The sequence below is a fragment of the Microbulbifer sp. YPW16 genome (assembly GCF_021290385.1).
Lineage (GTDB): Bacteria > Pseudomonadota > Gammaproteobacteria > Pseudomonadales > Cellvibrionaceae > Microbulbifer > Microbulbifer zhoushanensis.
This window is the reverse complement of the sequence record NZ_CP089928.1, coordinates 3454405-3469026: the sequence shown is the minus strand read 5'-3', so window position 1 is coordinate 3469026 and position 14622 is coordinate 3454405. Positions and strand designations below refer to the sequence as shown.

Here is a 14622-nt window from a genome sequence, read left to right as displayed (position 1 = left end):
ATGATCGCAGGCCCCTGGCTCTCCCGACACCCACCCGTCGGAAGCTGGCACACAGTCCACCGCCAGAATCGGCAAACTCTAACAACGGCGGGGGTTCAGGGCAAGGCTGAATCCGCCTGAATACCGCAATAGGCCGAACTGGCGCGGCCCCGCCACGCAACGTTCGGTGCCCGTTTATGAGAATCGTGGCCGCCTGTGCTAAATTTGCGTCCCTCCTGCCCCGCTTTGGAGTCCGGTTTACCGGTCACCGGGCAGTCCCCATTCCATCCAAGCTGGAGCCCCGATTGTCATGGCCGTGGACAAGCAAACCGTAGAACAGCTGGCCGAGCTGGCCCGCATCGCCATTTCAGAGGAAACCGTTGACGAGGTCGGCAAGCGCCTGGGCAATGTCCTGCAGCTGGTCGACCAGTTGCAGTCTGTGCATACCGAGGGCGTCGCGCCGATGGCCCACCCCCTCGACGAGGTACAGGTGCTGCGGCCGGATGCAGTTACCGAGCCGGACCAGCGCGAGGCCTTCCAGGAACTGGCACCCCAGGCGGAACAGGGCCTCTACCTGGTTCCCAAGGTAATCGACTGACTGATCCCTGGCCACCACCCGCAAAGAGACAACACACCGGGAATACCATGCACCAGTTAACCATCGCCGAAATCATTCGCGGCCTGCGCGAACGCGAGTTCTCCAGCGTCGAGATCACCCGCCAGTTGCTCACCCGCATCGAACAGCTGGACGGCGACCTGAACAGCTTTATCACCACCACCCCCGAGCAGGCACTGCAACAGGCCGGGGCCGCCGACCAGCGCCTGGCGGCCGGCGACGCGCCGCTCCTGTGTGGCGTGCCCATTGCCCACAAGGACATTTTCTGTACCCACGGGGTGCGCACCAGCTGCGGCTCGAAGATGCTGGACAACTTCGTGCCGCCCTACGACGCCCACGTGGTGGAACAGCTCCAGGCCGCCGGCGCGGTGAGCCTGGGCAAGACCAACATGGACGAGTTCGCCATGGGCTCCTCCAATGAAACCAGCTTCTACGGTCCGGTAAAGAACCCCTGGAACCCGGAGCATGTACCCGGCGGCTCCTCCGGCGGCTCCGCTGCGGCTGTGGCGGCACAGCTGGTACCGGGCGCCACTGCCACCGACACCGGCGGCTCCATCCGCCAGCCGGCGGCCCTGACCGGCACCACCGGCCTCAAGCCCACATACGGCCGGGTCTCCCGCTGGGGCATGATCGCCTTCGCTTCCAGCCTCGACCAGGGCGGCCCCATTGCCCGTACCGCCGAGGATGTGGCCCACCTGCTGACCGCCATGGCCGGCCACGATCGTCGCGACTCCACCAGCCTGGACCGGCCGGTGCCGGACTTTGCCGCCTCCCTCAACGACGATATCCGCGGCCTGCGAATCGGCGTGCCAAAGGAGTATTTCAGCGAGGGGCTGAACGCGGAGGCCGCGGCGCGGGTACAGGATGCCCTGAAGGAATACGAGAGACTGGGTGCGCAGCTGGTGGAAATCAGCCTGCCCCATACCCACCTGGCCGTGCCAGCCTATTACGTCATCGCACCGGCGGAGGCCTCCGCCAACCTGTCGCGCTTTGACGGCGTGCGCTATGGCTATCGCTGCGAAAACCCCGCCGACCTGCGTGACCTCTACATGCGTTCCCGCGGTGAGGGCTTCGGCGAGGAGGTCAAGCGCCGCATCCTGGTGGGCGCCTACGCCCTGTCCGCCGGCTACTACGACGCTTACTACAACAAGGCCCAGCAGGTGCGCCGCCTGATCAAGCAGGACTTTGTGCAGGCCTTCGAACAGGTGGACGTAGTGATGGGCCCAACAGCGCCCAACCCCGCTTTCCGCCTGAACGAGAAAACCGACGACCCGGTGGCCATGTACCTGGAAGATATCTACACCATTTCCGCCAACCTGGCGGGACTTCCGGCCATGTCCCTGCCCTGCGGGCAGGCAGGCGGCCTGCCGGTGGGCCTGCAGATTATCGGCAACTACCTCGACGAGGGGCGCATGCTCAACGCTGCCCACCAGTTCCAGCAGGCCACTGACTGGCACCGCGCGACCGCGCCCTTTGCACAAGCGGCAGGAGAACAGTAAATGGAATGGGAAGTCGTCATCGGGCTGGAAGTCCACGTCCAGCTCGCCACCGAATCGAAGCTCTTTTCCGGGGCCAGCACCCGCTTTGGTGCGGCGCCGAACACCCAGGCCTGCGCCATCGACCTGGCCATGCCGGGCACCCTGCCGGTGCCCAACAAGGAGGCGTTCCGCCACGCGGTGATGTTCGGCCTGGCCATGAACGCCGAGATCGGCCGGCGCTCCGTATTCGAGCGCAAGAACTATTTCTACCCGGACCTGCCCAAGGGCTACCAGACCACCCAGCTGGCGGAACCCATCGTCGGGCCCGGTGAGATCGAGATCCACCTGGAAGACGGCAGCAGCAGGAAGGTGCGCCTGCACCATGCCCATCTGGAGGAGGACGCCGGCAAGTCCCTGCACGAGGACTTTCATGGTATGTCCGGTATCGACCTGAATCGCGCCGGCACACCCCTGATCGAGATTGTCTCGGAACCGGACCTGCGCAGTGCCGCCGAGGCCGTGGCCTACCTGAAAAAGCTGCACAGCATCGTTACCTACCTGGGCATCTCCGACGGCGACATGTCCCAGGGCTCCATGCGCTGTGATGCCAATGTCTCGGTGCGCCTCAAGGGCGAGAAAGAACTTGGCACCCGCACCGAGATCAAGAACGTCAACTCCTTCCGCTTCGTGGAGCGGGCCATCAAGGTGGAGGCGGAGCGCCAGATCGACCTGCTCGAGGACGGCGGCACCGTGACCCAGGAAACACGCCTGTACGATGCCGATAAAAACGAGACGCGCTCCATGCGCAGCAAGGAAGTGGCCAACGACTACCGTTACTTCCCCTGCCCCGACCTGCTGCCGGTGGAACTGTCCGAGGACTACATCGAGCAGCTGCGCGGCGAGCTGCCGGAACTGCCGGATGCCAAGAGTGCGCGCTTTGCCAGCGAGTATGGGCTGTCCGCCTACGACGCCGACCAGCTGACCCAGGAACGCGTACTCGCGGATTACTTCGAAACCGTGGCCGGGAAATCGGGTGAGCCCAAGCTGGCCGCCAACTGGATGATGGGTGAGCTCGCAGCACTGCTGAATCGCGAGGAGAAATCCATCGACCAGTCACCGGTCAGCGCCGAACAGCTGGCGGGCCTGATTGCGCGCATCGTGGACGGCACCATCTCCAGCAAGATTGCCAAGCAGGTGTTCGAGGCCATGGCCAATGGCGAGGGCGATGCCGACACAGTAATCGAGCAGCGTGGCCTGAAGCAGGTTTCCGATACCGGTGCGATCGAGCAAATGATCGACGAGGTAATCGCCGGCAGTGCCAAGCAGGTGGAAAATTACCGCAATGCCGACGAGGCCAAGCGCCCGAAAATGATGGGCTACTTTGTCGGCCAGGTGATGAAAGCCTCGAAGGGCCAGGCCAACCCGCAGATGATCAACAAGATCCTCAAGGACAAGCTGGACGCCCTGCTCTGATCGCCAGCCGCATTTCCCTTTACGTGGCCATGGGCCGCTCCTGCGGGTAGGACCCCGTAACCCGGGTTGACTACCATTGCCCGTAGGAGCGGCCGCTGGCCGCGACAACCCTGAGTCCGGCGCAGTGCGCTGCGCTTATTGCGCCCTACGCCCCGCCCAATGCCTGCGACTCACCCTCGCTCCATCTCGCGGCCAGCGGCCGCTCCTACGCATTGCTTTCCGGTACACACAACTTTCCGTAGAAGCGGCCCATGGCCGCAAAACACCTCCACCGAAAAACACACCCCCCACTCCGGTCACAAAAATTCGCCCCACCCTCTGGACAAAAGGGACGCAAGTCAGGAAATTAAGGACCAGCAAGCAATAACAAAGATAACAACGGAGAGATACAAGCGATGACAGAAAGGCGCCCTAGCTATACCCGCGGCGAGGCCAGCCAGCCGCTGATCGAGACGACCATCGGCGATACGCTGGATGAAACCGCCACGCGCTTCCCGGACAACGATGCCCTGGTGGTGCGCCATCAGGGCATCCGCTGGAGTTACCGGGAATTCGTGCAGCAGGTGGACACCTGCGCGCGCGCCCTGCTGGCCATCGGAATCGGCAGGGGCGACCGGGTGGGAATGTGGTCCCCCAACAATGCCCAGTGGACTACGCTGCAGTTCGCCACTGCCAAGATCGGCGCCATCCTGGTAAACATCAACCCCTCCTACCGCCTGCACGAACTCGAATACGCCCTCAACCATTCCCAGGCCCGCATGCTGGTGATCGCCGAGCAGTTCAAAGCCTCCGATTACACAGGCATGCTCTATGAGCTGGCACCGGAGCTGAAGACCTCGCCCGCCGGGAAACTGCGCTCCGCCAGGCTGCCGCACCTGGAGGTCGTGGTGAACCTGGCCGGCAATGTCCACGACGGCATGTGGCGCTGGGATGACCTGCTGCTGGAATCATCGCAGGTCGATCAAGCCCGGCTGGCAGGGGTCCAGGCGTCACTGCACTGCGAAGACGCCATCAATATCCAGTACACCTCCGGCACCACCGGTTTCCCCAAGGGCGCCACCCTGTCCCATCGCAATATCCTCAATAACGGCTTTTTCGTCGCCGAGAGCATGGGACTCACCGAGCGCGACCGGCTGGTAATCCCGGTGCCGCTGTACCACTGCTTCGGCATGGTGATGGGCAACCTGGGCTGTGTCACCCACGGCGCCACCATGATCTACCCGGGGGAGGCTTTCGAGGCGAAAGCGGTCCTGGAGACAGTGGCGGAAGAACGCGCCACCGCCCTCTACGGCGTCCCCACCATGTTTATTGCCGAACTGGACCATCCGGACTTTGCCCACTACGACCTCAGCTCCCTGCGCACCGGCATCATGGCCGGCTCCATCTGCCCCGCCGAGGTGATGAAGGCGGTCAATCACAAAATGCATATGCAGGAAGTGCAGATCGCCTACGGCATGACCGAAACCAGCCCGGTGTCGACCCAGACCGCCGCCGACGATCCCTTCGACAAGCGCGTCACCACGGTCGGCCGCACCCAGCCCCACCTGGAATCCAAAATCATCGACCCCGCATCCGGCGAGACCCTGCCCCGTGGCGAGGTGGGCGAGCTGTGTACCCGTGGCTACAGCGTGATGCTGGGCTACTGGAACAACGAGGAAGCCTCCCGCAACGCCATCGACAGCGACAAATGGATGCGTACCGGCGACCTGGCCACCATGGACGAGGATGGCTATATCCAGATAGTCGGGCGCATCAAGGATATGGTGATCCGCGGGGGCGAGAATATTTACCCGAAAGAGGTGGAGGAATTCCTCTACACTCACCCGGCGATCGCCGATGTGCAGGTGACCGGTGTCCCCGACAGGAAATACGGTGAGGAGCTTGTCGCCTGGGTCCAGCTGCGCGCCGATGCCGGCGAGGTAACCGAGGAGGAATTGCGCGAGTTCTGCAGGGGCAAGATCACCCACTTCAAGATTCCGCGCTATTTCCGCTTTACCGACAACTTCCCGATGACCGTCACCGGCAAGATACAGAAATTCCGCATGCGGGAAATTTCCATCAGGGAACTGGGCCTAGAGGCCTGACACTTACAGGGCGCGGCCAGTGTCCGCGCCCTGGCCATTGCCGCCCCCCTGCAATTCCTGTAGCCCCCACCAATAGCCCCATACCCTTCGCCGGCTGCGATTCTCGGGTAGTATGGGTTTTTACTGCGGCCAGCCTGCCGGCGCGACAGCCGCGGAAACCAGTTCCCTAATACAGGTGCACCATGAAAACCATAACAAGAGTCATCTTCTTCACCATTGCCACCCTGGTGACACTGGCAGCAGCGCCGCTGTCCGCGAATGACTTCCCCTCCTTAAGCGACCTGCGCAGGGCCCTGGAGAGCGGTGAGAAAACCTCAGCCCAGCTGGTGCGTGAATACCGTCACCGGATCGAGAGCTACAATGAGCGCCTCAACGCGGTGACCCAGTTGAGTGCCAACGCGCTGCAGGAGGCCGAACGGCTCGATCGCCTGCGCAGTGCGGGTACCGTACTCGGGCCACTACATGGTATTCCGGTGCTGCTCAAGGACAATATCGATACCGGCGACGGCATGGCCAACACTGCAGGCTCCTGGCTGCTGCGGGAGAACACCCCCGCAGACGATGCCTTCCTGGTGCGATCCCTGCGCAAGCAGGGCGCCATCATCCTGGGCAAGGCCAACCTGAGTGAGTGGGCCAACTTCCGCTCCACCACCTCCTCCAGCGGCTGGAGTGCTGTCGGCGGCCAGACACGCAACCCCTACGACCTGAGTCGCTCGCCCTGCGGCTCCAGCTCCGGCTCCGCCGTTGCGGTGGCGGCCGGCCTGGTACCGCTCGCCGTAGGCACGGAAACAGACGGCTCGGTAACCTGCCCCGCCGCGATCAACGGGGTGGTGGGCATCAAACCCACCCTGGGCCTGGTCAGTCGCGACGGCATAATCCCCATATCAGCCCACCAGGACACCGCCGGGCCCATGGCCACCACCGTCGAGGGTGCGGTCGCGCTACTGGATGCGATGGTAGGTGAGGACCCGGGCGACCCCGGCAGCATCCCCGCGCGCGGCCCCTACCGCCGGCACCTGAACGCGAACGGCCTCGAGGGGCTGCGTATCGGGATCGTCCGCAACCTCACCGGCTACAGCCCCAAGACGGACGCTGTCTTTGAGCAGGCTCTGGAAACCCTGCGCGCACAGGGCGCCACCCTGGTCGACAATACCAATATCGACACCCTGGGCGACATACATGCGAAGGAGTTTGACCTGCTGGCGTGGGAGTTCAGGGATGCCCTGGCCGAGTACCTGGAAACCACGCCGGTCAAGGCCAGGTCACTGGATGCCCTGGTGGCGGCCAACAAGCGCGCACGGGACCGGGAGCTACAGCACTTTGGCCAGGAAATTTTCATCAAGGCACAGGAATCCCGCGGCCGCCAGGAACCGGGTTTTGCCGAGGAGGTGGCACGACTCAAGTCACTGGCCGGGGAACAGGGTATCGATGCCCTGCTCAAGGAACACGACCTGGACCTGCTGGTGGCGCCCACCACCAGTCCGGCCTGGAAGATTGACCTGGTCAACGGCGACCACTACCTGGGCTCGGCATCCACACCGGCCGCAGTTGCTGGCTATCCCCACATCACTGTGCCGATGGGCTTTGTCCGCCACCTGCCGGTGGGCCTCTCGTTCTTCTCCGGTGCCAACCGGGAGGACATCCTGATTGCGGCTGCGTACAATTATGAACAGGCCAGCGGGGCGCGCCGGGCACCGGAAATTCCGGCAGGAACCCCGCGAGGCGAATAGCCCGGGCGGTACTGCACCCGCCCCACCCGATCCAACATGCACCAACTAAGGAACAGATTGTGACCCTGAAGAAAGACAAGCAGAAAGTCCTCGGTGAGGTATTCGATGAAGAGCGTATTGCCGGGTTTCTTGAGGGCGAGGCACCGGAAGGCATGGAGCGGGATTTCTACCTGCTGGAGCGAGCCTACCGGGGTATGAAAGCGGAAAGCTTCGCCACATTCGTGCGCCTGTTCCGGGAGCAGGACCGCAACCTGGACAGTGTCGGCCCCGACGGCAAAACGCTGCTGCAAAAAGTGGCCGGCCATCGCCAGAGTGAAGAGTACGCGCACATCCTGCGCGATGCCGGCGCGGTCGAATAAGTCACAGGCAACAGGGAACACCCGATGACTTCCAATCCCACCCATGGTGTCGACGCACTGATCCAGGGGGCACGCCTGTTGGGACGGCACGAGCTGCGGCCATTTATCATCGTGCCACTACTGATCAACCTGGTCCTGTTTATCGCCCTCACCGCCGTCATGCTGTCGCAGCTGGGTGGACTGTCGGACTACCTCGGCAGCCTGCTGGCACACGAGCCGGTCGACACCGAGAACATGTCCTGGTGGCGGGCGATACTGGCGCAAGGTGCCGCCTGGGCGGCCAATGTTTTCCAGTGGCTGGCGTGGCTGATCGCCATTGCCGTGGTGATCCTCTTCCTCTTCGTGTACGGCTACCTGTTCGGCATTATCACCAATATCATTGCCGCACCGTTTAACGGTTTCCTGGCGGAAAAGGTCGAGGAGCTGCTCACCGGCCAGGCGCCACCGGCAGAGCCGATGGTAAGCATGGTATGGCGCACTATCGGCCGCGAACTGCGCAAGCTGATGTACTTTGTCGGCTGGGGCCTGGTGATCTTTGTCATCGCCATGCTCACCAGCTGGACGGTGTTTATCCCGGCGATCCTGGGCGGGCTCTGGGGTGCCTGGTGCATGGCGATCCAGTACGTCGACTACCCGCTGGATAACCACCAGCGTCCCTTCGACGAACTGAAGAGTGTGCTGCTGCGACGCAAACTTTCCAGCCTCAGTTTTGGTGGAGCGGTGATGCTGGCCAAGATGGTGCCGGTCCTGAACATCTTCGTGATGCCGGCGGCCGTGGCGGGGGGCACGGTCCTGTGGGTGGATCGCCTGCGACGCCACGGCGACCCCGGTGCCGACCGCCTGCTTACCGATGAGGGCAGGCACCCCTGAAACCTGCATACCGGCCCGCGTTACTCAGGTGCCCACAAAGGCCGCCATCGGGCGCCGGTGGTACCAGCGGGCCGCCAGTACACTGGAAACCAGCACCATCAGGGTCACCACGCCGGCGGTTATCCCCAGGTATTCCGAGGTAATCGAGCCGGCTATTCCCGGCTCGGGCATCACCCCGGTGGGCTGGTAACTGGCCGCCGCCATCCCGGTATAATGCATCCCGCACACCGCTACCGCCATCACCAGCGAACTGCCGATTTTCTGCCAGCGACCGCGCATCACAAACGCCATCCACAGCGCGGCATAGGCTGCGACCACCGCAATCACTACGGAAATGATCATGATATTGAGGTCATACTTGATGCTGGCCGGCATCAGCATGGCCTCCATGCCCGAATAGTGCATACCTGCCACCCCTGCCCCCATAAATACCGAGGCCGGGATCAGCCGGTCAAACATAAATTTACCCGTGCCGACAATCGCCAGTCCCAGGGCGCATGCCGCCACCGCCACCAGCACGGAGCCGATAGTGCCGGCCACGTCATAGGCCATGGGCATTTCGGTCTGCAGGGCCAGCATGCCGACAAAGTGCATCGACCAGATGGCCCCGCCCCCCATCGCCAGCCCCGCCACCAGGATGGCGCGACGCCGGTCATTCCCTGTCACCGCCTCGGGTATGGCGGTCACCAGCTGCAATGCGGCGAAGGAACCAAGGGCGGAGATAAGGTAAGAGAGCAACACCAGCAGGGGATCGTATTCGGTGGACATGGCAGCCTCATTGTCATTATTGGGTCGCATGGCCATTGTCGGGCCATTTCCAGAGACTACGGCCACCAATGTGAAACAGATCACACAGCATCAACAGACTTCAATGAGGAAAGTGCCACTAATCGCCTGTGGGGGCGGCCGCTGGCCGTGACAGGAAAGGCGGGATGAGGGACAGGCCGGGGAGCAGCGCTCACTGGCACGGCGGGGCGTGTAAGCCGGGGCAGGAAATTCAGGCGCTGACGCCGTCCCGGCATTCACCCCGCACTTCACCACCGAAAGCGTGCTCGGTGCGCTCAAGCTCGAAGAAGCCATCGCGACAGAATCCGGTCTCGGCCAGCTTCTGCTGCAACATGCGGTCGAATTGCAGGCGATCACTGAGCGGCCGCACCCGGTTGCGCGGCTGCTGGATCATGCCCTGCTGGGCCATGCGGCTGCGATTCACCCCGCTGGCAGTCGCCGGCCGGGGGATGTCATTGCGCATCACCTCAAGTGAGTAGGTGAACCGCTTGGCGCCATTGCGGGCAATCTCCGTATGGAAGGATTCTTTCAGGCCCGGCACTGGCAAGGAGCGCTCGCTGGCACAGGCTGCGGCCAGTAGCGGTACCAGCAGGAGCAGGGAACGGCGCACCAGGCGGTTGTCCTTTTTCTTCATACTGTGGATTCCCAAACCGTAAAACGACCAGGTACCTGTGGACAGGCCCGTGCGGGCCACCAGGACAGGGACCGGTTACTTGAAGACTACCGTTTTATTGCCGTGAATAAAAACCCGCTCTTGCAGCACCAGCTGCAGGGCCCGGCTCAGCACCGACTTCTCCACATCACGCCCTGCCGCCGCCATGCCATCGGCAGAATAGGCGTGGTCCACATGAATCACATCCTGCTCGATGATGGGCCCCTCATCCAGGTCGTCGGTGACAAAGTGGGCGGTGGCGCCGATGATCTTCACCCCGCGCTCGAAAGCCTGCTGGTAGGGCCGCGCCCCGATAAACGCCGGCAGGAAGGAGTGGTGGATATTGATAATGCGACCGCGATAGCGGGCGACAAAGTCCGGCGTCAGCACCCGCATATACTTGGCCAGCACCAGGTAATCCGGACCGTAGCTGTCCACCAGCTGCACCACCTGTTCTTCATGCTGGTTGCGCTCCAGCCCGCCTGCAGGCAGGCAGTGGAAGGGGATATCGAACTTCTCCACCAGGGCGCCCAGGTCCGGGTGATTGCCAATCACCGCGGCGATCTCCACATCCAGTGCTCCGGCATAGCACTTCATCAGGATATCCCCCAGGCAGTGGGGCTCGCGGGTGACCATCAGTACCAGGCGCTTGCGCCCGCTGGGAACCAGCTTCCGTACCGCACCCGCCGGCAGCGCCATATCCAGGTCTTCCAGCAGGGTGGAGTCGTTGAAATTGCCCTCCAGCGCGGTGCGCATAAAGAAGCGCCCCTGCACCCGGTCCACATATTCATCGTTCTTGATGATATTGAGCTGGTGCTTGTAGCAGATGTTGGTGATTTTCGCGATCAATCCCTTGGCATCCGGGCAATCGGTTAGCAGTATCTTCTTTTCCATGGTCGAAATTCAGGCCAAATATCCAGTGCAGAGACTATACACTACCGGGTTAACGTGAATCACACCTTGCTCACCAGGGAGAACCATGGACAAGAAACTCTACGCCACGCATATGGCCACGCTCCGCCAGCGCTATGACAGCATCCTGGAGGAAACCGGCTTTGACACCCTGAACGTATTGAGTGGCCGGCCCAAGGTGCAATTCCTGGACGACAACTACTACCCGTTTCGCGTCAACCCGCAGTTCAAGGCCCTGGTGCCGGTCACCGATAACCCCCACAGCTGGGTCATCTACCGCCGCGGGCAGAAGCCGAAACTGCTCTTTTATCGCCCGGTGGACTTCTGGCACTACGTGCCGCCGGCGCCGCAGACCTTCTGGAGTGACGAGTACGAGATCGAGTTGCTGAGCAAGCCCGATGAGGCGAAACAGTTCCTGGATGCCAGTAATGCCGCCTTTATCGGCGAAACCGACGGGGTGGAAGACTGGAATACCGGTACCGCCAACCCGGAAGAATTGCTGGCACGGCTGCACTGGGCGCGGGCTTACAAGACACCCTATGAGATGACCTGCCTGCGGGAAGCCAACCGTATCGCAGTGCGGGCCCACCGCGCCGCCGAGGCAGCCTTCCGCGATGGCGCCAGCGAGTTCGAGATCAACCTGGCCTACCTGAACGCTGCCGGCCAGGGCGAGAACCAGATGCCCTACGGCAATATTGTCGGCCTCAATGAACACGCCGCAATCCTGCACTACACCCACCTGTCCACCGAGCGCCTGCCGGAAGCGGAGCGCCGCAGCTTCCTGATTGATGCCGGTGCCGACTGCAACGGTTTCTGTGCGGACATCACCCGCAGCTATGCCTACCGCGACGGCGAGTACGCCGAGCTGGTGGCGGCCATGCACGAAAAAGAACAGGAGCTGGTGGCCGGCCTCAAGCCCGGCGTCCCCTACCCGGACCTGCATCGCGACTGCCACCAGAAAATTGGTGAGCTACTGGAGCAGTTCGGGGTGATCAAGTGCTCCGCCGGCGCCGCCACTGAATCAGGCCTCACCGCCACCTTCATGCCCCACGGCCTGGGCCACTTCCTGGGCCTGCAGGTACACGATGTGGGCGGCCACCAGAGCGCACCGGAGGGAGGCACCACCCCACCACCGGAAAAATACCCGTTCCTGCGCACGACCCGCATCGTGGAAGCCAACCAGGTCTTCACCATCGAGCCCGGCCTGTACTTTATCGACAGCCTGCTGGGCGACCTGAAGGACACCGGGCTGGCCGCCGAGGTGCACTGGGACAAAGTGGAGGAGCTGCGCCCCTTCGGCGGCGTGCGCATCGAGGACAACGTAGTCGTGCACGAGGATCGTGTCGAGAATATGACACGGGACTGTTACGGCGAGTAAGGAGCTGTATCGCGCGGAGCCCGGGCTCCGCGCGTCCTCCCGCACAATTCCCAGCCTTCATTCACTTTCATCGCCCCGCCTGGCGCACTCAGGCATGAAAAGCAGAACTTCTGGCACGCCTTTCTTTCCTGTAAGAGAAAGTATTCCCCCTCGCTTGCCTTCCCGGTAGAAAAATTTCAATCTTGACCCGCCAATAAAAGCAAAGGGTCCAGGACCATGAAAATTCCAGCTTTTACCGCGCTCCTGGCCGCTGCCCTGCTGGGCGCGGCGAGCCAAGTGCACGCAGATGTCATCGAGTATGTTATCTACAACAAGGAAGGTATTGCCGGCACCAGCACAATTGAACGGGATGGCGAACAGGTTTCCGGAAAGCTCAAGCTGGGTTGGAACAACCGGCGACTGGAGCTCAGGGAGGAATTCACCGTCGGTACCGGCGCCATGCCGGAGCAGCTCCACATCGAGGGTATCAGCCCCTTTGGCGCGCCGGTCGACGAAACCTTCTCACTCCAGGATGGCGTAGCCAACTGGAACAGCACCGACGAGCGCGGCAGCGCCAAATCCCCCTCGCCCCAGTTTTTCATCCCCAAGAGCACGTCCCTTGGCGTACAGAACCAGCTGGTTAAGGCCCTGCTCGAAGACGGGGACCGAACTGTTGACCTCCTGCCGCAGGGCCAGGCCCGGCTGAATGAACTGGACCAGCTCACCCTGGCCGAGGGAGACCGGGAGCAGAAGCTTTACCTGTACGGCATTTCCGGCCTCGGCCTGACCCCGGAACTGGCCTGGTATGACGACCAGGGGGACCTATTCGCACTCGACGATGGTGGCTGGTTCGCAATCCTGCGCAAGGGCTGGGACAAGTCCCACCTGGAACAGCTCAAGGAGCGCCAGATTCGCGCCGCGGATCACTACCTCCAGGAGCTGTCAGGCAAGCTCACACTGAAATCCGACACCCCCATCCTGATCAGCAATGTTGACCTTGTTGATGTGGAAGCGGGCCAGCTTCGCAAGGGAAAGCATGTCCTGGTCGAGAATGGCAAGATCAGCCGCATCAGTAACACACCAATACGCATACCGGGCATTACCCGTATCAATGCCAGGGGCATGACCCTGATGCCCGGGCTCTGGGATATGCACGGCCACCTGTCGCCGCAGGACGGCGTGCTGAATATGGCCGCCGGCGTGATCAACGTCCGTGATATCGGCAACACCCATGAAAACATCATGCGGATCGAGAAACTGTACGATTCCGGCAAGGTAATTGGCGGGGATGTGTATCGCGCCGGCTTTATGGACCGTGACAGCGAGAATGCCATGCGCATGGGCAAGACTGCCTCCAGTCTTGAACACGCGAAGGAAATAGTCGACTGGTATGCCGATCGCGGCTATATGCAGATCAAGACCTACAGCTCCATGGAGCCCGAGTGGATAGCGCCCCTCGCCGAGTATATCCACAGCAAGGGATTGCGACTGTCAGGGCATATTCCCGCGTTTATGACCGCGGAGGAAGCGGTGGATGCGGGCTTTGACGAAATCCAGCATATCAACATGCTGTTCCTCAACTTCATGGGCTCAATCGACACCCGCAAGAAATTACGCTTTACCGAAGTAGGTGAGCACGCCCACGAGCTCGACCTGGAAAGTGAGGAGGTCGCAGCATTCCTGGACAAGCTCGCCCACAAGGGCACGGTGGTGGATGCAACCACAACAGTATTCAGTTCGATGCTGCTGCGCCAGCCGGGCAAAATGGATCCGGAATACGCGAACATCGCCGATAACCTGCCCATCAATGTGCGCCGAAACTTTATCGGCGCCGAGCTCGATGTAAAACCTGAACATCGCCATGATTATGACCTGTCCGCACAGGCCCTGCTGGAGATGATGCGCAAACTGCACGAGCACAAGGTCCCCATGGTGGCGGGCACCGACGGACTGCCGGGCTTTACCCTGCTGCGCGAGCTGGAACTCTATGCCAAGGCCGGCATTCCCAATGCCGATGTGCTGCGCACTGCTACCGTAAATCCAGCGAAGGTGGTGGGCAAGCTCCAGACCAATGGCACCATCTCGGTGGGCAAGGACGCCGACCTGGTATTGCTCGACGGCAATCCCCTGGAGGATATCAGTGCACTGCGGCGCACTGCGCTGGTGATCGAGGGACAGAACCTCTATCGCCCGGACGAGCTCTATCGGGCCATGGGCATCAAGCCCTTCCACGAGTCGATTCCGGTGCGGCTCGGTGGTGCTGTGGATATCGCCACCAACTAGTTTTAGCCACTTCCACCAGGATGGGCGGGCCGCCGGCCCGCCC

Annotated in this window: 12 protein-coding genes; 9 read left to right on the top strand and 3 right to left on the bottom strand. The window is 62.2% G+C overall.

Annotated features, from left to right (window positions below; all coding sequences use genetic code 11):
• The first annotated feature begins 289 nt into the window (after nucleotides 1-289).
• The 7 genes from gatC to cysZ all read left to right on the top strand — a co-directional run bounded on the left by gatC (nucleotide 290) and on the right by cysZ (nucleotide 8589).
• A complete protein-coding gene (gene gatC / locus LVE68_RS14990; RefSeq protein WP_232941246.1) occupies nucleotides 290-577 on the top strand; it encodes an Asp-tRNA(Asn)/Glu-tRNA(Gln) amidotransferase subunit GatC in 288 nt (95 codons plus the stop codon).
• Nucleotides 578-624: 47 nt separating this feature from the next.
• Nucleotides 625-2094 carry an Asp-tRNA(Asn)/Glu-tRNA(Gln) amidotransferase subunit GatA gene (gene gatA, locus LVE68_RS14985; RefSeq protein WP_232941245.1) on the top strand — a complete coding sequence of 490 codons (1470 nt, stop codon included), beginning with the start codon at nucleotides 625-627 and terminating at the stop codon, nucleotides 2092-2094.
• The gene (gatB, locus tag LVE68_RS14980) at nucleotides 2095-3546 is read left to right on the top strand and encodes an Asp-tRNA(Asn)/Glu-tRNA(Gln) amidotransferase subunit GatB (protein WP_232941244.1); all 1452 of its coding nucleotides are present in this window, start codon (nucleotides 2095-2097) and stop codon (nucleotides 3544-3546) included.
• Nucleotides 3547-3941: 395 nt separating this feature from the next.
• Nucleotides 3942-5630 (top strand): AMP-binding protein, encoded by a 1689-nt coding sequence (locus LVE68_RS14975; protein ID WP_232941243.1) that lies wholly within the window; start codon nucleotides 3942-3944, stop codon nucleotides 5628-5630.
• Nucleotides 5631-5812: 182 nt separating this feature from the next.
• Nucleotides 5813-7360: an amidase gene (locus LVE68_RS14970; RefSeq protein ID WP_232941242.1), complete on the top strand. Its 1548-nt coding sequence runs from the start codon at nucleotides 5813-5815 to the stop codon at nucleotides 7358-7360.
• A 59-nt stretch (nucleotides 7361-7419) separates the two neighbouring features.
• A complete protein-coding gene (locus LVE68_RS14965; RefSeq protein WP_232941241.1) occupies nucleotides 7420-7719 on the top strand; it encodes a PA4642 family protein in 300 nt (99 codons plus the stop codon).
• 24 nt (nucleotides 7720-7743) lie between these two features.
• Complete coding sequence (gene cysZ / locus LVE68_RS14960; RefSeq protein WP_232941240.1) at nucleotides 7744-8589, top strand: sulfate transporter CysZ; 846 nt, start codon at nucleotides 7744-7746, stop codon at nucleotides 8587-8589.
• 24 nt (nucleotides 8590-8613) lie between these two features.
• Here cysZ and LVE68_RS14955 read toward each other — a convergent pair whose 3' ends face one another.
• From LVE68_RS14955 to purU, 3 genes are all read right to left on the bottom strand, one after another.
• Nucleotides 8614-9393 carry an MHYT domain-containing protein gene (locus tag LVE68_RS14955; RefSeq protein WP_232941239.1) on the bottom strand — a complete coding sequence of 260 codons (780 nt, stop codon included), beginning with the start codon at nucleotides 9391-9393 and terminating at the stop codon, nucleotides 8614-8616.
• 193 nt (nucleotides 9394-9586) lie between these two features.
• The gene (locus tag LVE68_RS14950; protein WP_232941238.1) at nucleotides 9587-10009 is read right to left on the bottom strand and encodes a hypothetical protein; all 423 of its coding nucleotides are present in this window, start codon (nucleotides 10007-10009) and stop codon (nucleotides 9587-9589) included.
• 75 nt (nucleotides 10010-10084) lie between these two features.
• Nucleotides 10085-10921, bottom strand: coding sequence for a formyltetrahydrofolate deformylase (gene purU, locus LVE68_RS14945; RefSeq protein WP_232941237.1), 837 nt, complete (start codon nucleotides 10919-10921; stop codon nucleotides 10085-10087).
• Nucleotides 10922-11006: 85 nt separating this feature from the next.
• Between purU and pepQ the strand changes: the two genes are divergently transcribed.
• Complete coding sequence (gene pepQ, locus LVE68_RS14940) at nucleotides 11007-12317, top strand: Xaa-Pro dipeptidase (RefSeq protein ID WP_232941236.1); 1311 nt, start codon at nucleotides 11007-11009, stop codon at nucleotides 12315-12317.
• 216 nt (nucleotides 12318-12533) lie between these two features.
• On the top strand, nucleotides 12534-14579 hold the full coding sequence (locus tag LVE68_RS14935; protein ID WP_232941235.1) for an amidohydrolase family protein: 2046 nt from the start codon (nucleotides 12534-12536) through the stop codon (nucleotides 14577-14579).
• Nucleotides 14580-14622 lie beyond the last annotated feature (43 nt).

Excerpts from the sequence above, each read along its gene's own strand:
- LVE68_RS14950 (WP_232941238.1), bottom strand. The coding sequence starts at position 10,009 with ATGAAGAAAAAGGACAACCGCCTGGTGCGCCGTTCCCTGCTCCTGCTG.
- cysZ (WP_232941240.1), top strand. The coding sequence starts at position 7,744 with ATGACTTCCAATCCCACCCATGGTGTCGACGCACTGATCCAGGGGGCA.
- gatC (WP_232941246.1), top strand. The coding sequence starts at position 290 with ATGGCCGTGGACAAGCAAACCGTAGAACAGCTGGCCGAGCTGGCCCGC.
- LVE68_RS14970 (WP_232941242.1), top strand. The coding sequence starts at position 5,813 with ATGAAAACCATAACAAGAGTCATCTTCTTCACCATTGCCACCCTGGTG.
- gatA (WP_232941245.1), top strand. The coding sequence starts at position 625 with ATGCACCAGTTAACCATCGCCGAAATCATTCGCGGCCTGCGCGAACGC.
- gatB (WP_232941244.1), top strand. The coding sequence starts at position 2,095 with ATGGAATGGGAAGTCGTCATCGGGCTGGAAGTCCACGTCCAGCTCGCC.
- LVE68_RS14935 (WP_232941235.1), top strand. The coding sequence starts at position 12,534 with ATGAAAATTCCAGCTTTTACCGCGCTCCTGGCCGCTGCCCTGCTGGGC.
- LVE68_RS14975 (WP_232941243.1), top strand. The coding sequence starts at position 3,942 with ATGACAGAAAGGCGCCCTAGCTATACCCGCGGCGAGGCCAGCCAGCCG.
- purU (WP_232941237.1), bottom strand. The coding sequence starts at position 10,921 with ATGGAAAAGAAGATACTGCTAACCGATTGCCCGGATGCCAAGGGATTG.
- LVE68_RS14955 (WP_232941239.1), bottom strand. The coding sequence starts at position 9,393 with ATGGCCATGCGACCCAATAATGACAATGAGGCTGCCATGTCCACCGAA.
- pepQ (WP_232941236.1), top strand. The coding sequence starts at position 11,007 with ATGGACAAGAAACTCTACGCCACGCATATGGCCACGCTCCGCCAGCGC.